Below are 17,142 nucleotides of genomic sequence, written 5' to 3'. Positions count from 1 at the left end.
GAGGACCAGATGGCACTCCCACCCGCTTCCGTCACCCCCGTCGACCGTTCCCGCCACCGCTGGCGGTCGGCACCCCGGGCATCGACCGTCCCGGCGGGCCGCGCCGGCTGAGACGTCCGGCCGGAGCGCGCCGTCGCTCCGACCGGCCGGATGCGGGGGAGGCAGGGTCGAGACGCCGACCGACCCTGCCTACCAGCCCCGTCCGTCCGGCCCGCACCGGGAACCGGTCCGGCGCCGTTGCCGCCGACTTCGACGCCGGCCGGTCAGCTCCACCCGAGGTGGACGGCCGGACGGGGCCATCCGCTCCGCCGCAATTCGATCTTCCGAAATAACAGAAATATCTATATAATTCGATGTACGGCCAGTTCCTCCTGATCCGGAGAGGAGCACCATGCGTACAGGTGTCTGGCTGGTGGGGGCGCGCGGCTCGGTCGCGACCACCAGCATCGTGGGGGCGCTCGCCCTGCGGGCCGGCCTGGCCGGCCCCACCGGCTGCGTCACCGATCTGGCCGAGCTGCGGGGCCCCGCCCTGCCGTCCTTCGCCGACCTGGTCTTCGGCGGTCACGACGTGGTCGCCACCCCGCTGGCCAAGCGCGCCGAGGCGCTGGCCGCCGCCGGGGTGCTGCCCGGGCGGCTGGTCGCCGCCCTCGCCGACGAGCTGGCCGGGGTCGAGCGGGACCTGCGCCCCGCCCCGGCCGGCGGCAGTCAGGCCGACCGGGCCGCCGCCACCGTCCGCGACCTCGAAGACTTCCGCCGCCGGCACGAGCTGGACCGGGTGGTGGTGGTCAACGTCTCGGCCACCGAACCGGTCGCCCGGCCGCACCCGGCGCACGCCGACCCGGCCGCCCTGCGGGCCGCGCTGGCCGGCCCCGACGAGGTGCTGCCGGCCAGCTCGCTCTACGCGTACGCGGCGGTGACGGCGGGCTGCCCGTACGTCGACTTCACCCCGTCCACCGGCCTGCGGCTGCCGGCGCTGCGCGCGCTGGCCGACGAGCGCGGCCTGCCGTACGCCGGGCACGACGGCAAGACCGGGGAAACCCTGGTCAAGTCGGTGCTCGCCCCGATGTTCGCGATGCGACACCTCGCGGTGCGCTCCTGGTCGGGGGTGAACCTGCTCGGCGGCGGCGACGGCGCCACGCTGGCCGACCCGGCCGCCAACGCCGCCAAGGTGGAGAGCAAGCAGCGGGTGCTCGGCGAGACCCTCGGCTACGAGCCGCAGGGCGGCACCCGGATCGAGTACGTCGAGGACCTCGGCGACTTCAAGACCGCGTGGGACCTGGTCACCTTCTCCGGTTTCCTGGGCACCGGGATGCGGCTGGAGTTCACCTGGCACGGCTGCGACTCCGCGCTGGCCGCGCCGCTGGTGCTCGACCTGGCCCGGCTCACCGCCGCCGCGCACGCCGCCGGGCACCGCGGGCCCCTGGCCGACCTGGCCTTCTTCTTCAAGGACCCGCTCGCCGCGCCCACCCACGCGCTGGCCGAGCAGTGGCACCGGCTGCGGGAGTTCACCCGCCGGCTGCACGCCGGAGGCAGCGATGCCCAGCCCGGCTGACCTGGCGGAGCTGGTCCGCGCGCCGGCCGCGCTCTCGGTCCCCGGGGACGTGCTCGCCGGGGCCGCGGCGGCCGGCACGCTGGGCCGGCGCACCCCCGCCCTGGCCGGCGCCTCGGTGCTGCTCTACTGGGCCGGCATGGCCGCCAACGACTGGGCTGACCGGCGGCTGGACGCGGTCGAGCGGCCGGAGCGGCCGATCCCCAGCGGCCGGGTCAGCCCGGCCGCCGCGTTCGGCCTCGCCGCCGGCCTCACCGCCGCCGGGCTCGCGCTGGCCACCGCCGCCGGCGGCCGGCGCGCCGCCGCGGTCGCGCTGCCGCTCGCGGCCACCGTCTGGGGATACGACCTGGCGGCCAAGAACACCGCCGCCGGGCCGGCCGTGATGGCCGCCTGCCGCGGGCTGGACGTGCTGCTCGGCGCGACGGGCGGGCGGCTGCGCCGGGCGGTGCCGGCGGCGGTCACCGTGGCCGCGCACACCTGGACGGTCACCGCGCTCTCCCGCCGCGAGGTCAGCGGCACCGACGCCCGGCTGCCGCTGCGGACGCTGGCCGGCACCGCCCTGGTCGCCGCCGCCGCCGGGGCCGGCCCGGCTCGTGGCCCGGAGCGGGACAGCCCGGGGACCGCCGGTCCGGCCCGGCGCGCCCGGGTTGCGGCGGCCCTGCCCGCCGTGCTCGCCGGCTGGTACGCCGCCCGCTACGGCCGGGCGCAGGCGCGGGTGGTCGCCGAACCCTCGGCCGGCCGGGTGCGCGCCGCGGTGGGCGCCGGGATCACCGGGCTGCCCGCGTTGCAGGGCGCGCTCGCCGCGCGCTCCGGCGCCGGGCTGCTCGGGCTGGCGGTGGCGGCGGCCGCGCCGCTGGGCCGCCGGCTGGCCCGGAAGGTCTCCCCGACATGACCGCCCGCCCCGATCCCGCCCCCGTGGCCCCGCCGCGCGCCACCGACCTGCGGTTCGGCTACGGCACCAACGGGTTCGCCAACCACCGGCTCGACGACGCGCTCGCGGTGATCGCCGACCTCGGCTACACCGGCGTCGCGCTCACCCTGGACCACGACCACCTCGACCCGTTCGCGCCCGGGCTGACCCGGCGGGTGGCCGCCGTCGGTCGCCGGCTGGCGGAACTCGGCCTCGCCGTGGTGATCGAGACCGGAGCGCGGTACCTGCTCGACCCCTGGCACAAGCACGCGCCCACGCTGCTGCACGACGACCCGACCCGGCGGGTGGAGTTCCTGCGCCGGGCCGTCCGGATCGGCGCCGACCTGGGCGCCGAGGCGGTCTCGTTCTGGGCCGGCGTACGCCCCGAACCGGTCGCCCCGGCCGCCGCCTGGGACCGGCTGGTCGCCGGCTGTGCGGTGGTGGTCGACGCCGCCGACGCGGCCGGGGTGCCGCTCGGCTTCGAGCCCGAGCCGGGCATGCTGGTCGAGGACATCGCCGGCTGGCGCCGGCTGCGCGACGCGCTCGGTGGGCCGGACGTCTTCGGCCTCACCCTCGACATCGGACACTGCCGCTGCCTGGAGCCCCGGCCGGTGCCGCAGTGCGTCCTCGACGTGGCCGAGCATCTGGTCAACGTGCAGATCGACGACATGCGCCGGGGCGCGCACGAGCACCTGGAGTTCGGCACCGGCGAGATCGACTTCCCGCCGGTGCTGCGCGCCCTCGCCGACGCCGGCTACCCCGGCCTGGTCGCCGTCGAGCTGCCCCGGCACTCGCACGCCGCACCCGCCGTCGCGGCCCGCTCGATCGACTTCCTGCGCGCCGCGGCCACGAGGGCCGTCCGGGCCGCCGGGAGCATCGGGGACGAGGTGCCAGCGCGGACCCTTCGCTCTGCTTCAACGGGCGCAATATCGGGCGGCGGTCGTACCCCTGGGCACATCGGGGACGAGGTGCCAGCGCGGACCCTTCGCTCTGCTTCAACGGGCGCAATATCGGGCGGCGGTCGTACCCCTGGGCACATCGGGGACGAGGTGCCAGCGCGGACCCTTTGCACTGCTTCAACGGACGCAACACCCGGCGTCCGCCACCCAGACACCGACCTGTGCGTGGAGTGAAGCAGAGCAAAGGGGCCGAGCGTGTGGTGGTCCGCGCAACAGCGCGAGGAAGGAGACGGCATGACACCGGATCGACTGCGGGCCGCGCTGCGCGAGGTGCCCGATCCCGACTGGCTGGCCGAGGCCCTGCGGCGGGTGGCCGCCGAGCCGGACAGCATCGGCCGCTGGTTCCCGGCGGCCGGCCGGCGCTGCGGCCGCCACGAGCTGGCCGACCTGCCCGGCTGGACCGCCGACGAGGCGGCCCGGGTGCTGCTGCTGACCACGCTGCCCACCCGCCACGCCGAGCACGCCGAGGCTCTCTACCGGCACGGCGACGCGGCCGAGAAGCGGGCCGTGCTGAAGGCGCTGCCGCTGCTGCCGATCGGCACGGCCGGGGTGCCGCTGCTGCACGACGCGATCCGCACCAACGACACCCGACTGGTCGCGGCCGCCCTCGGCCCGTACGCCCGGCACCTGGACCCGGCGACCTGGCGGCAGGCGGTGCTCAAGTGCGTCTTCACCGGCGTGCCGCTGGCCGTCGTGGCCGACCTCGACGGCCGCGCCGACGCCGAGCTGGCCGCGATGCTGGCCGCGCTGGCCGCCGAACGGCAGGCCGCCGGCCGGAGCATGCCGGCCGACGCCACCGACCTGCTCGACCGGCTCACCGCCGGCTCCGGCCGGCCCACCGCCAGGGAGGCGTGATGCGCATCTTCGACCCGCACATCCACATGACCTCGCGCACCACCGACGACTACGAACGGATGGCCGCGGCCGGGGTACGCGCGGTGGTCGAGCCGGCGTTCTGGCTGGGCCAGCCCCGCACCAGCGCCGACTCGTTCGCCGACTACTTCGACTCGCTGATCGGCTGGGAGCCGTTCCGGGCCGGCCAGTTCGGCGTCCGGCACCACGCCACGATGGCGCTCAACCCCAAGGAGGCCAACGACCCGCGCTGCCGCCCGGTGCTCGACCTGCTGCCGCGCTACCTGGAGAAGGACGGCGTGGTGGCGGTCGGCGAGATCGGCTACGACTCGATGACCCCGGAGGAGGACGACGCGTTCGCCGCCCAGCTCGCCCTCGCCGTCGCGCACGACCTGCCGGCGCTGGTGCACACCCCGCACCGGGACAAGGCCCGGGGCGTCGAGCGGAGCCTCGCGGTGGTCGCCGAGAGCGGCATCGAGCCGGGCCGGGTGGTGCTCGACCACCTCAACGAGGTGACCGTGAAGCTGGTCCGGGACACCGGCTGCTGGCTCGGCTTCTCCATCTACCCGGACACCAAGATGTCCCCGCCCCGGATGGTGGAGCTGCTGCGGTCGTACGGGACCGAGCGGATGCTGGTCAACTCGGCGGCCGACTGGGGCCGCTCCGACCCGCTGCTCACCCGGGCCACCGGCGAGGCGATGCTGCTCGCCGGGTTCAGCGCCGATGACGTCGACCGGGTGCTGTGGCGCAACCCGGTCGAGTTCTACGGCCAGTCCGGGCGGCTCGACCTGACCGACCTCGACCTCGCCGACGTCGACCCGCCCACCGGCACGTACGCCGGCAACTCGATCCTGCGCGGGGGCAGCTGATGCGGCTGCGGCACGCCGGCGGCACCACCGTCCACCTCGGCTACTGCACCAACGTGCATCCCGCCGAGGAGCTCGCCGGCGTCCTCGCCCAACTGGACCGCTACGCCCTGCCCGTCCGGGAGGCGCTCGGCGCCGACCTGCTCGGCCTCGGGTTGTGGCTGGCCGCCCCGGTCGCCGCCGAGCTGGCCGCCGATCCCGCGGCCCGCCGCCGGCTGCGCGCCGAACTGACCGCCCGCGGTCTGGAGGTGGTCACCCTCAACGGCTTCCCGTACGCGGCCTTCCAGGCCCCGGTGGTCAAGGGCGACGTCTACCACCCGGACTGGACCACCGGACGACGGCTCGGGTACACCCTCGACCTGGCCCGGGTGCTGGCCGACCTGCTGCCCGACGACGCGGCCCGGGGCTCGATCTCCACCCTGCCACTGGCCTGGCGGGCGCCCTGGGACGCCACCCGGGCGGACGCCGCCCGTCGCCGGCTCGACCAGCTCGCGGCCGGTCTCGCCGCCGTCGAGCGGAACACCGGCCGGCCGATCCGGGTCGGCTTCGAGCCGGAACCCGGCTGTCTGGTGGAGAGCACCGGGCAGGCGGTCGGGGTACTGTCCGGTATGGACACTGAGCGGCTCGGCGTCTGCCTCGACCTGGCACACCTCGCCTGTGCCTGGGAGGAGCCGGCCGCGGCGCTGGCCCGGCTCCGGGCCGCCGGCCTGCCGGTGGTGAAGGTGCAGGTGTCCGCCGCCATCGAGGCGCCGGCCGCGGCGACGTCCGCGCTGCGCCGCTGGGTGGAGCCGCGCTTCCTGCACCAGACCCGCGCCGCCGGCTGCGCGGGCGCGGCCGACCCGGCCCACCCGGCCCACGCCGCGGACGACCTGGACGCCGCCCTCGACGCCCGGCTGCCCGGGGCCTGGCGGGTGCACTATCACGTGCCGCTGCACGCCCCGCCCGAGGAGCCGCTGGGCTCGACCCTGCCGGTGCTGCGCGCCGCGCTGGCCGCGCTCTACGCCGGTCCGGAGGCCGGCTGCGACCACCTCGACGTCGAGACGTACACCTGGGGGGTGCTGCCCGAGGCGCGGCGGCCGCGCACCGACGCGGAGCTGGCCACCGGCATCGCCGCCGAGCTGGCCTTCGCCCGCGACGAGCTGCTCGCGCTCGGCCTCGCGCCACTGAAGAGCGAGGTGCCGGCATGAGCAGGCGACTGGTGGTGCTGGACGTGGTCGGGCTGACCCCGCGGCTGCTGGCGCACATGCCGCGGCTGCGCGCGGTCGCCGACGCCGGGTTCCGCGCCGAACTCGGCACGGTGCTGCCCGCGGTGACCTGCTCGGTGCAGTCGACCTTCCTCACCGGGGCGCTCCCGGCCGAGCACGGCATCGTCGGCAACGGCTGGTACTTCCGGGATCTCGGTGAGGTGCTGCTCTGGCGGCAGCACAACGCCCTGGTGGGCGGCGAGAAGCTCTGGCAGGCGGCCCGCCGGGCCGAGCCCGGCTACACGGTGGCCAACGTCTGCTGGTGGTACGCGATGGGCGCGGACGTGGACTGGACGGTCACCCCCCGCCCGGTCTACCACGCCGACGGGCGCAAGGACCCGGACTGCTACACCGACCCGCCGGAGCTGCACGACGCGTTGACGGAGCGGCTCGGCACCTTCCCGCTCTTCACCTACTGGGGCCCGGGGGCCGGGCTGGCCTCGTCGCGGTGGATCTGCCGGGCGGCCGAGCAGATCCTCGCCGACCAGGCCCCGGACCTCACCCTGGTGTACGTCCCGCACCTCGACTACGACCTGCAACGGTTCGGCCCCTCGTCGCCCCGGGCCGCCGCCGCGGCGGCCGAGCTGGACGCGGTGCTCGGGCCGCTGCTCGATGCCGCCGCGGCCCGGGACGCGACCGTGGTGGTGCTCTCCGAGTACGGCATCACCGACGTCTCCCGTCCGGTCGACGTCAACCGGCTGCTGCGTGCCGAGGGGTTGCTCCGGGTGCACACCCAGGCCGGGATGGAGTACCTCGACCCGTGGACCTCGCGGGCGTTCGCGGTCGCCGACCACCAGGTCGCGCACGTCTACGTCCGGGACCCGGCCGACGTGCCGGCGGTGGCGAAGCTCTGCGCCGGGCTGCCCGGGGTGGCCGAGGTGCTCGACGCCGACGGCAAGGCGGCGCACGGGCTGGACCACCCGCGCGCCGGCGAACTGGTGCTGGTGGCCGAGCCGGACGCCTGGTTCACGTACTACTACTGGCTCGACGACGACCGCGCGCCGGACTTCGCCCGGCTGGTGGAGATCCACCGGAAGCCGGGTTACGACCCGGCCGAGCTCTTCTTCGACCCGGCCGCCCCCGGGGCGGCGAAGCGGCGCGCCGCGGTGGCGCTGGCCCGCAAGAAGCTCGGCCTGCGCTACCTGATGAGCGTGGTCGGGCTGGACGCGGGCGCCCGGGCGGTGCGCGGCTCGCACGGGCGGCTGCCGGCCGACCCGGCGGACGCCCCCGTGTTCCTCTGCTCCGACCCGGCGGCGGCCCGGGACCGGATCGCCGCCACCGAGGTCAAGGCGCTGCTGCTGGAGCTGGCCGGGCTGTCGCCGGTCCGGTCGGCGGGCGAGCCGACGGGGGAGGCGCCGTGACGGTGACCGTGGCACCGACCGACACGAGCGGGCTGCGTGCCCGGTTCGACGCCGAGTTGGCCGCGTTCCTCGAACGGCAGGGCCCGGAGTGGCCGGACGGCGCGCCCCGCGGCGTCTTCACCGCGCTGCACCGGTTCGTGCTGGCCGGCGGGAAGCGGCTGCGCCCGCTCTTCTGCTACTGGGGTTGGCGCGGCGCCGGCGGCGCGGACGGCACCCCGATCGTGATGGCCGCCGCGGCGCTGGAGCTCTTCCACGCCTTCGCGCTGATCCACGACGACATCCTGGACGGCAGTGACCGGCGCCGCGGCGAGCCGTCGGTGCACCGGCTCTTCGCCGACCTGCACGCCCGCTCGTCCTGGCGCGGCGACCCCGAGGCGTACGGGCGCAACACGGCGCTGCTCTGCGGGGACCTCTGCGCCGCCTGGTCGGACCAGATGTTCCACGAGTGCGGGCTGAGCACCGAGCAGGTGCACCGGGGGTACGCGGTCTTCGCGCTGATGCGCACCGAAGTGATCGCGGGGGAGTACCTCGACCTGGTCTCCGGGGTGGGCGACGGGTCGGTGGCCAGCGCGCTGACGGTGATCCGGATGAAGGCGGCCCGCTACACGGTCACCCGGCCGTTGCAGATCGGCGCGGCGCTGGCCGGCGCCGGGCCGGAACTGCTCGCCGCGCTGGCCGAGTTCGGTGACCCGCTCGGGGACGCTTTCCAGCTCCGCGACGACGTGCTCGGGGTCTTCGGCGATCCGGCGGTCACCGGCAAGTCGGTTCTGGACGACCTGCGGGAGGGCAAGCCCACGGTGATGATGGCGCTGGCCCGCAGTGCCGCCGACCGAACGCAGACGGCCCGGCTGCGGGAACTGTTCGGCAATCCGGCGTTGGACGCCGACGGCGCGGCCGAGCTGCGCGGGATCATCGAGAGCACCGGCGCCCGAGAGCGGATCGAGCAGATGATCCGGGTCCGCGCCGACGCCGCGCTGACCGCGCTGGCGAGCGCCCCGCTGGACGGCGAGACCCGGGCCGCGCTCGAGGGCCTGGCCGGCCAGGCGGTGAACCGCCGGCTCTGAGCCCCGCGGGGGATCGAGCCGGGAGCCCGTTCTGGTCGGGCCCGGGGCCGGCCGGCCGGCGGCGGCGAGCCCACTTTCGCACGGATCGACGAAAGTCCATTCTGGATCCGCAGAAGGTATGGACACATCGACGTCCGCAATTTAATGTCGTGCCCAACACGAACCTGTTTCGTCGAGGTGAACCGGCGGCGCGGTAACCCATCGACTGGTGACCTCCGAGACGTGGCCCCACCGACCGGTGGTCACGGCCGGCCGGGATCGGCACCCGGCGGGCCGCCGCATCCCCCCGCTACGGCATCCGGCGCGACGGCGCGCGCCCCGCCCTGGCAGTCACTCGTCAGGAAGGGACAGCTCAACGATGTCCACCACGGACGGCTCCAACCACCGACCCCGACGATGGTTCTCCGCCGGCTCGGCACTGCTCCTGGTCGCCGCGGCCGGCACGGTCACCCTCGGCGCCGGCCCGGCCGCGCTCGGCGGCCCGGCTCCCGCGCAGGCCCACCCGATCAACGGCACCGACTTCCAGCAGGTCGAACTCGCCCGCGGCGTGGCCGAGATGGGCGAGCCGATGTCGCTGGCCGTGCTGCCGGACCGCTCGGTGCTGCACACCGCCCGCAACGGCACCCTGCGCCGCACCGACTCGGCCGGCACCACCTCGGTGATCGGCACGATCCCGGTCTACACCCACGACGAGGAGGGCCTGCAGGGCGTCGGGGTCGACCCGAACTTCGCCAGCAGCCGGCACATCTTCCTCTACTACGCGCCGCCGCTGTCCACCCCCGCCGGGGACGCCCCGGCCACCGGCAGCGACTTCTCCGCCTGGCAGGGCGTGAACCGGCTCTCCCGGTTCACCCTCAACGCGGACTTCACGCTCAACCAGGCCAGCAAGGTCGACGTGCTGGACGTACCGGCCGACCGCGGGCTCTGCTGCCACGTCGGCGGGGACATCGACTTCGACGCCGCCGGCAACCTCTACCTGTCCACCGGTGACGACACCAACCCGTTCGACTCCGCCGGGTACGCGCCGATCGACGAGCGCACCAACCGCAACCCCGGCTACGACGCGCAGCGCAGCGCAGCCAACACCAACGACCTGCGCGGCAAGATCCTGCGGATCAAGGTGAACGCGAACGGGACGTACTCGATCCCGGCCGGCAACATGTTCGTCGACTCCGACGCGCGGACCCGGCCGGAGATCTACGCGATGGGCTTCCGCAACCCGTTCCGGATGAGCGTGGACAAGGCCACCGGCATCGTCTACGTCGGCGACTACGGTCCGGACGCCGGCTCCACCAGCGCCACCCGCGGCCCCGCCGGCCAGGTCGAGTTCAACCGGGTCACCGGCCCGGGCAACTACGGCTGGCCGTACTGCACCGGGACGAACACCAGCAACGAGACCTACAACGAGTGGAACTTCGCCACCAACGCCACCGGCCCCAAGTTCAACTGCACCGGCGGGCCGACCAACAACTCGTTCCGCAACACCGGGCTGCCCACCCTGCCCGCGGCCAAGCCGTCCTGGATCCGGTACGGCGGCGACGCCGGCACCCCGCCCGAGTTCGGCGGCGGCTCCGAGTCGCCGATGGGTGGGCCGGTCTACCGGTACAACGCCGCGTCGACCTCGACCACGAAGTTCCCGCAGTCGTTCGACGGGCAGTTCTTCGCCACCGAGTTCGGCCGGGGCTGGATCAAGCCGATCCACGTCAACGCCGACGGCTCGCCGGGCACCATCGACGCCTTCCCGTGGACCGGCAAGCAGGTGATGGACTCGGCCTTCGGCCCGGACGGCGCCTACTACGTGCTCGACTACGGCACCGGCTACTTCAACGGCGACGCGAACTCCGCGCTCTACCGCTTCGACCACATCGGCGGCGGCAACCGGGCGCCGACGGCGGCGGCCAGCGCGAACCGGACCTCGGGCGCCGCCCCGCTGACCGTGACCTTCTCCTCGGCCGGCTCGTCCGACCCGGAGGGCGGCGCGCTGACGTACGCCTGGGCCTTCGGCGACGGCACCAGTTCCACGGCGGCCAACCCGACGAAGACGTACACGGCCAACGGGACGTACACCGCCACGCTGACCGTGCGCGATCCGCAGGGCGCCACCGGCAGCGCCAGCGTGGTGATCAACGTCGGCAACACCGCGCCCACGGTGAGCATCAACAGCCCCGGCAACGGGCGGCTCTTCTCCTACGGCGACACGGTGCCGTTCAACATCACCGTGACCGACCCGGAGGACGGCACGATCGACTGCACCAAGGTCAAGATGACCTACGTGCTCGGCCACGACCAGCACGGACACCAGATCACCTCGCAGAACGGCTGCTCCGGCGCGATCACCATCCCGGTCGACGGCGAGCACGACGAGGCGGCGAACATCTTCGCCATCTTCGACGCCGAGTACACCGACGCGGGCGGGCTGACCACGCACACCCAGCACACCCTCCAGCCCCGGCACCGGCAGGCCGAGCACTTCAAGACCTCGTCGGGGATCAACACCTTCGACAAGGCCACCGCCGAGGGCGGCAAGACCGTCGGTGACATCAACAACGGCGACTGGATCGCCTTCCAGCCGTACCAGCTCGGCAACGTCACCTCGTTCACCGCCCGGGTCTCCTCGGCCGGCGCGGGCGGCACCCTGCAGATCCGGGCCGGCTCGGCCACCGGCACGGTGCTCGGCTCGGCCACGGTGCCGGTGACCGGCGCGTGGGACACCTTCACCACGGTGACCGGGACGGTGGCCGGTGCGCCGGCCGGCACCACCACGCTCTACCTGACCTTCGCCGGCTCGGGCACCGGGGCGCTCTACGACGTGGACGCCTTCACCCTGAACACCGGCACCGGCAGCGGCGGCACCGGCCCCATCCGGGGGCTGGGCGGCAAGTGCCTGGACGTGCGCAACGCGGCCACCGCCGACGGTACGCAGATCCAGATCTACACCTGCAACGGCACCGCGGCGCAGACGTGGACGGTGACGCCGAACTCGACGGTCCGGGCGTTGGGTAAGTGTCTGGACGTCTCCGGTGGTGGTTCGGCGGACGGTACGAAGATCCAGTTGTGGACGTGCAACGGCACGGGTGCGCAGAACTGGTCCGCGCAGGCGGACGGGACGGTGCGTAATCCGCAGTCGGGCAAGTGCCTGGACGTCTCCGGCAACAACTCCGCCGACGGCACCGCGGTGCACCTGTGGACCTGCACGGCGGCCGCCAACCAGAAGTGGACCCTGCCCTGAGTTGACCGGAGGGGTCGCCCGTCCCGGCGTACGGTCGGTACCGGGGGCCCCTCCTGACCGGAATTGGGAGAGCGACATGCGCAGACTCCTCCGACCCGTCCTCGGCGCGGCCACCGCCGTCCTCGCCGCCCTCGCCTGCACCACCCCGGCCACCCCGGCCAGCGCCGCCGACGCCCCCTACGACGTGCTGGTCTTCTCGAAGACCGCCGGGTTCCGGCACGACTCCATCGCGGTCGGCACCCAGGCCATCCGCGACCTCGGCGCGGCGAACAACTTCACCGTCACCGCCACCGAGGACGCCGCCCAGTTCACCACCGCCAACCTCGCCCGGTTCGAGGCGGTGGTCTTCCTCAACACCACCGGCGACGTGCTCAACGCCAGCCAGCAGACCGCCTTCGAGTCGTACATCGGCTCCGGCGGCGGGTACGTCGGCGTGCACGCCGCCGCCGACACCGAGTACGGCTGGTCCTTCTACGGCAACCTGGTCGGGGCGTACTTCGCCTCGCACCCGCACATCCAGCAGGCCAACGTCAAGGCGGAGAACCGGGCGCACGCGGCCACCGCGCACCTGCCGCAGACCTGGACCCGCACCGACGAGTGGTACAACTACCAGACCAACGCCCGCTCCACCGCCCGGGTGCTGGCCACCCTGGACGAGTCGTCCTACTCGGGCGGCTCGATGGGCGCCGACCACCCGCACGCCTGGTGCAAGACCTACAGCGGCGGCCGGGCCTTCTACACCGGCGGCGGGCACACCCAGGCGTCGTACGCGGAGCCCGCGTTCCGCGCCCACCTGCTCGGCGGCATCCGGTACGCGGCCGGCCGGGCCAAGGCCGACTGCCGGCCCGAGACCGGCTACAGCACGCTCTACAACGGCTCGACCAGCGGCTGGTCCCAGGCCGGGCCGGGCAGCTTCAGCAACAGCGACGCCACCCTCACCTCCGTCGGTGGGATGGGTCTGTACTGGTACAGCGCGAAGCAGTTCACCAACTACTCCCTCAAGCTGGACTGGCGGCTCGCCGGCGACGACAACTCCGGCGTCTTCATCGGCTTCCCACCATCGAGCGACCCCTGGTCGGCGGTGAACAACGGCTACGAGATCCAGATCGACGCCACCGACGCGGTCGACCGGACCACCGGCGCGGTCTACACCTTCAAGTCCGCCGACATCGCCGCCCGGGACGCCGCGCTGAACCCGCCGGGGGAGTGGAACACCTACGAACTGCTCGTCGAGGGCGAGCGGCTCCAGGTCTTCCTGAACGGTGTGAAGATCAACGATTTCACCAACACCGATCCGGCCCGCTCGCTCGCCGGTCACATCGGCATCCAGAACCACGGCACCGGCGACGACGCCTCGTTCCGCAACATCCGGATCAAGGAGCTGGGCACCACCCCGCCGCCGACCGGCAACACCACCGTCCAGGCCGAGGCGTTCAGCTCGGCCAGCGGGGTCACCCCGTTCAGCAAGGCCGGGGCGAACGGCGGCCAGACGCTCGGCTACATCGACCCGGGCGACTGGGCGGCGTACAACGGGCTCGACCTGACCGGGGTGACCTCGTTCCGGGCGCGGATCGTCTCCGGCGGCCCGGGCGGCACCATCCAGGTGCGCACCGGCTCCACCACCGGCACGGTGCTCGGCTCGGTCGCGGTGCCGAACACCGGCAGCTGGACCACCTTCGCCGACGTCAGCACGAACCTCTCCGGCGTCCCGGCCGGCGCCCAGAACCTCTACCTGACCTTCACCGGCTCGGGCTCGGGGCTCTTCGACGTGGACGACTTCACCCTGGTGAAGTCCAGCGGCGGCGGCACCGGCACCGGGCCGATCCGGGGGCTGGGCGGCAAGTGCCTGGACGTGCGCAACGCGGCCACCGCCGACGGTACGCAGATCCAGATCTACACCTGCAACGGCACCGCGGCGCAGACGTGGACGGTGACGCCGAACTCGACGGTCCGGGCGTTGGGTAAGTGTCTGGACGTCTCCGGTGGTGGTTCGGCGGACGGTACGAAGATCCAGTTGTGGACGTGCAACGGCACGGGTGCGCAGAACTGGTCCGCGCAGGCGGACGGGACGGTGCGTAATCCGCAGTCGGGCAAGTGCCTGGACGTCTCCGGCAACAACTCCGCCGACGGCACGGTGGTGCACCTGTGGACCTGCACCGGCGCGGCGAACCAGCGGTGGACCCTGCCCTGATCCCTGCGCCAGATCGGGCCCCCTGCACTCCGCAGGGGGCCCGTCGCCGGCCTGCGGGTCGCCGCATCGGGCCGGGAGTTGACCGGCGGGGATAGCGGGTGGCGGTGACCGGACGCCACGGGTCGCGCTGTTCCGGAGGCTGATCCGGGCGGTGGCGCCGGGTGGTGGTGACCGGCCGCCACCGGCCGCGCTTTTGCGAGCGTGATGACTCAGCGGCATATTTATGACTCCGCGGTATCACGCGCAGCGGGATGTCCCCGCTCGGACCGCGACACGCCGGGCAGGTGTCCGCCCGACCCGGACCGCCGGGGTCGCCCGCCACCCGCTGCCGCCGTCCGCCACCCGCTACCCCCCGGCCGCCGACCGCGCCGCCCGTCCGCCGTCCGCCGTCCGCCCGTCCCCCGTCCCCCGTCCGCCGCCCGGCCGCCCGTCCGCCGCCAGGGTCCGGCCCGGCTCCGGCGGGGCCTTCCGTGCCGGTCGCGGCGGACCTAGAGTGAGGGCGGCGACCGTGGCGGTGGCCGGCGGCCCGGCGGGAGGCGCAACCCTCCGGGCCCAGGTGCGGCACGCACCCGCCGGCATCCCGCCGCGTCCGCCGTGCACCGCCGGTCACCCTCGCCCCGGTCCCGCAGGTACGGAATCCCCATCACGACAGGGGAGAAGGACAATGGCGCGACCCATCACGCTCTTCACCGGCCAGTGGGCCGACCTTCCGTTCGACGAGGTCTGCCGGCTCGCCTCCGAGTGGGGCTACGACGGGCTGGAGATCGCCTGCTGGGGCGACCACTTCGAGGTCGACAAGGCGCTGGCCGACGAGTCGTACGTCGACCGCAAGCGGGAGACCCTCGCCAAGCACAACCTGAAGGTGTACGCGATCTCCAACCACCTGGTCGGCCAGGCCGTCTGCGACCACCCGATCGACGAACGGCACCAGGGCATCCTGCCCGCCCGGATCTGGGGCGACGGCGAGCCGGAGGGAGTGCGCCAGCGGGCCGCCCAGGAGATCAAGGACACCGCCCGGGCCGCGGCGAAGCTCGGCGTGCAGACCGTCATCGGCTTCACCGGCTCGTCCATCTGGCACACCCTGGCGATGTTCCCGCCGGTGCCGCCGTCGATGATCGAGAAGGGCTACCAGGACTTCGCCGACCGGTGGAACCCGATCCTCGACGTCTTCGACGAGGTCGGGGTGCGCTTCGCCCACGAGGTGCACCCGAGCGAGATCGCCTACGACTACTGGACGACGAAGCGGACGCTGGAGGCGATCGGCCACCGGCCCGCGTTCGGGCTGAACTGGGACCCGTCGCACTTCGTCTGGCAGGAGCTGGACCCGGTGAACTTCATCTTCGACTTCGCCGACCGGATCTACCACGTCGACTGCAAGGACGCGAAGGTACGCACCGGGGACGGCCGGCGTGGCCGGCTCGCCTCCCACCTGCCCTGGGCGGACCTGCGGCGGGGTTGGGACTTCGTCTCCACCGGCCACGGTGACGTGCCCTGGGAGGACTGCTTCCGGGCGTTGAACGCGATCGGCTACGACGGCCCGATCTCCATCGAATGGGAGGACGCCGGCATGGACCGGCTGGTCGGCGCCCCCGAGGCGCTCCAGTTCGTCCGCCGGCTCGCCTTCGACGCCCCGGCCGCGGCTTTCGACGCCGCCTTCAGCAGCAAGGACTGACGCGTGACGCGAGGGGCCGCGCCCGGTGTTCCCGGACGCGGCCCCTGCTGCGGTGTCGGGTCCGTCAGCCCCGCAGACCCGACATGTGCTGGAAGCTGACCTCCGCGTAGCGCAGCGACCGGCCCGGGTCGGCGGCGCCGCCCGGCGCGTTGTCCTGCTCCCACATCGGGTTGTGGTAGCCCTTGGCGCCCATGTTGGCGAAGAAGTTCCCGTAGTCGATGTCGCCCTGGCCGAGCGGCACCATGTCGTACCCGGCGCTGCTGGCCGGGTTGAACGCGCCGTCCTTGGCGTGGAACAGCGGGAACCGGATGGGCTGGGCGGCGACCACGGCCAGCGGGTCGAAGATGCTGGTCTGGGTCACCCCGTCCGGGTCGGTGTAGCTGCGGAACCGGTGCTGGGCCACGTGCGCCCAGTAGATGTCCATCTCGAACCAGACCCACTCCGGGTTGGTGTGCGCGATGAAGTACTCCAGCTTGCGGACGCCCGAGGACCGGGTCGGCCGGCCCTGCGCGTCCAGCGGCCCGCTGTCGAGCAGGAAGTTGTACGCCGCGTCGTGGTTGTGCGTGTAGAGCTTCAGCCCGCGGGCGGCGGCCATCTCCCCGAAGGTGTTCCACCGGTCGACGGCGGCGTCCCAGTCGGCCTTGTAGTTGCTGCCGGTCGGGTCGCTGCCGGTGCCGATGTGGCTCATGCCGAGGATCTCGGCGGTGTCGAGCGTCCGCTCGAACGCGGCGATGGTGTCCGGCGTGACGGTGCCCGGGATCGAGGCGTGCGAGCCGTTGGCCCGCAGCCCGTTGTCGTCCAGGATCTTCCGGATCTCCGCCGGCGTGATCTGCCGGCCGAGGATGGAGGTGTGCTGGGTGTAGCCGGCGAACTCCACCTCCTTGTAGCCGATCTCGGCGAGCCGGGCGAGCACCCGCTCGAAGCCGTACGCCACTCCACTGGTGTCCGGTGCGGCGCCGATCCGGTCCCGGACGCTGTAGAGGATGATGCCGCGCTTGCCGGCGGGGACGAGCAGACCGTTGCCGTTGGCGCCGGCGGCGGAGGCCCAGCCGGTGGCTCCGACGGCGGCCGCGCCGGCGACGCCGGCGAGGGTGCCGAGCATCCGGCGACGGCTCATGCCGTGCTGACTGTCGTTCATGCTGCTGCCTTTCTCGGTGCTGGGACGGGGGCCCGGGCCGGGTCACCGTCGGTGACCCGGCGCACGGGTTGATCGGGATCTGCCGGGGCCGCCGGGTGACGGCCCGC

Annotated in this window: 12 protein-coding genes; 11 read left to right on the top strand and 1 reads right to left on the bottom strand. The window is 73.8% G+C overall.

Annotation, left to right across the window (positions count from 1 at the left end; all coding sequences use genetic code 11):
* The first annotated feature begins 391 nt into the window (after positions 1 to 391).
* From AC1WTP_RS21090 to AC1WTP_RS21040, 11 genes are all read left to right on the top strand, one after another.
* On the top strand, positions 392 to 1,552 hold the full coding sequence (locus tag AC1WTP_RS21090) for an inositol-3-phosphate synthase (RefSeq protein ID WP_481650976.1): 1,161 nt from the start codon (positions 392 to 394) through the stop codon (positions 1,550 to 1,552).
* Entirely contained in the window at positions 1,536 to 2,441 is a 906-nt protein-coding gene (locus AC1WTP_RS21085; RefSeq protein ID WP_481650975.1) for an SCO3242 family prenyltransferase, read from the top strand. Before AC1WTP_RS21090 ends, AC1WTP_RS21085 begins: the two co-directional genes overlap by 17 nt.
* Entirely contained in the window at positions 2,438 to 3,592 is a 1,155-nt protein-coding gene (locus AC1WTP_RS21080) for a sugar phosphate isomerase/epimerase family protein (protein ID WP_481650974.1), read from the top strand. Before AC1WTP_RS21085 ends, AC1WTP_RS21080 begins: the two co-directional genes overlap by 4 nt.
* Positions 3,593 to 3,652: 60 nt before the next feature.
* Positions 3,653 to 4,273: an EboA domain-containing protein gene (locus AC1WTP_RS21075; RefSeq protein ID WP_481650973.1), complete on the top strand. Its 621-nt coding sequence runs from the start codon at positions 3,653 to 3,655 to the stop codon at positions 4,271 to 4,273.
* A complete protein-coding gene (locus tag AC1WTP_RS21070; RefSeq protein WP_447139510.1) occupies positions 4,273 to 5,139 on the top strand; it encodes a TatD family hydrolase in 867 nt (288 codons plus the stop codon). Before AC1WTP_RS21075 ends, AC1WTP_RS21070 begins: the two co-directional genes overlap by 1 nt.
* Complete coding sequence (eboE, locus tag AC1WTP_RS21065; RefSeq protein ID WP_481650972.1) at positions 5,139 to 6,323, top strand: metabolite traffic protein EboE; 1,185 nt, start codon at positions 5,139 to 5,141, stop codon at positions 6,321 to 6,323. Before AC1WTP_RS21070 ends, eboE begins: the two co-directional genes overlap by 1 nt.
* Entirely contained in the window at positions 6,320 to 7,741 is a 1,422-nt protein-coding gene (locus AC1WTP_RS21060) for an alkaline phosphatase family protein (RefSeq protein ID WP_481650971.1), read from the top strand. The genes eboE and AC1WTP_RS21060 overlap by 4 nt, the downstream gene beginning before the upstream one ends.
* Complete coding sequence (locus AC1WTP_RS21055) at positions 7,738 to 8,805, top strand: polyprenyl synthetase family protein (RefSeq protein ID WP_481650970.1); 1,068 nt, start codon at positions 7,738 to 7,740, stop codon at positions 8,803 to 8,805. The genes AC1WTP_RS21060 and AC1WTP_RS21055 overlap by 4 nt, the downstream gene beginning before the upstream one ends.
* A gap of 358 nt (positions 8,806 to 9,163) precedes the next feature.
* Positions 9,164 to 12,034 (top strand): PQQ-dependent sugar dehydrogenase, encoded by a 2,871-nt coding sequence (locus tag AC1WTP_RS21050; RefSeq protein WP_481650969.1) that lies wholly within the window; start codon positions 9,164 to 9,166, stop codon positions 12,032 to 12,034.
* 76 nt (positions 12,035 to 12,110) lie between these two features.
* Complete coding sequence (locus tag AC1WTP_RS21045) at positions 12,111 to 14,225, top strand: lectin (RefSeq protein WP_481650968.1); 2,115 nt, start codon at positions 12,111 to 12,113, stop codon at positions 14,223 to 14,225.
* A 664-nt stretch (positions 14,226 to 14,889) separates the two neighbouring features.
* Positions 14,890 to 15,897 (top strand): sugar phosphate isomerase/epimerase family protein, encoded by a 1,008-nt coding sequence (locus AC1WTP_RS21040; RefSeq protein ID WP_481650967.1) that lies wholly within the window; start codon positions 14,890 to 14,892, stop codon positions 15,895 to 15,897.
* Positions 15,898 to 15,961: 64 nt separating this feature from the next.
* Here the strand turns inward: AC1WTP_RS21040 and AC1WTP_RS21035 are convergent, their stop codons facing one another.
* Positions 15,962 to 17,035: a sugar phosphate isomerase/epimerase family protein gene (locus AC1WTP_RS21035; RefSeq protein ID WP_447139503.1), complete on the bottom strand. Its 1,074-nt coding sequence runs from the start codon at positions 17,033 to 17,035 to the stop codon at positions 15,962 to 15,964.
* Positions 17,036 to 17,142: the final 107 nt, after the last annotated feature.

The sequence above is a fragment of the Micromonospora sp. R311 genome (genome assembly GCF_056780015.1).
This window is presented reverse-complemented; position numbering and strand designations above follow the sequence as displayed.

Coding starts and splice junctions, on each gene's coding strand:
- AC1WTP_RS21040 (WP_481650967.1), top strand. CDS start 14,890: ATGGCGCGACCCATCACGCTCTTCACCGGCCAGTGGGCCGACCTTCCG.
- AC1WTP_RS21075 (WP_481650973.1), top strand. CDS start 3,653: ATGACACCGGATCGACTGCGGGCCGCGCTGCGCGAGGTGCCCGATCCC.
- AC1WTP_RS21060 (WP_481650971.1), top strand. CDS start 6,320: ATGAGCAGGCGACTGGTGGTGCTGGACGTGGTCGGGCTGACCCCGCGG.
- eboE (WP_481650972.1), top strand. CDS start 5,139: ATGCGGCTGCGGCACGCCGGCGGCACCACCGTCCACCTCGGCTACTGC.
- AC1WTP_RS21070 (WP_447139510.1), top strand. CDS start 4,273: ATGCGCATCTTCGACCCGCACATCCACATGACCTCGCGCACCACCGAC.
- AC1WTP_RS21050 (WP_481650969.1), top strand. CDS start 9,164: ATGTCCACCACGGACGGCTCCAACCACCGACCCCGACGATGGTTCTCC.
- AC1WTP_RS21080 (WP_481650974.1), top strand. CDS start 2,438: ATGACCGCCCGCCCCGATCCCGCCCCCGTGGCCCCGCCGCGCGCCACC.
- AC1WTP_RS21090 (WP_481650976.1), top strand. CDS start 392: ATGCGTACAGGTGTCTGGCTGGTGGGGGCGCGCGGCTCGGTCGCGACC.
- AC1WTP_RS21035 (WP_447139503.1), bottom strand. CDS start 17,035: ATGAACGACAGTCAGCACGGCATGAGCCGTCGCCGGATGCTCGGCACC.
- AC1WTP_RS21085 (WP_481650975.1), top strand. CDS start 1,536: ATGCCCAGCCCGGCTGACCTGGCGGAGCTGGTCCGCGCGCCGGCCGCG.
- AC1WTP_RS21045 (WP_481650968.1), top strand. CDS start 12,111: ATGCGCAGACTCCTCCGACCCGTCCTCGGCGCGGCCACCGCCGTCCTC.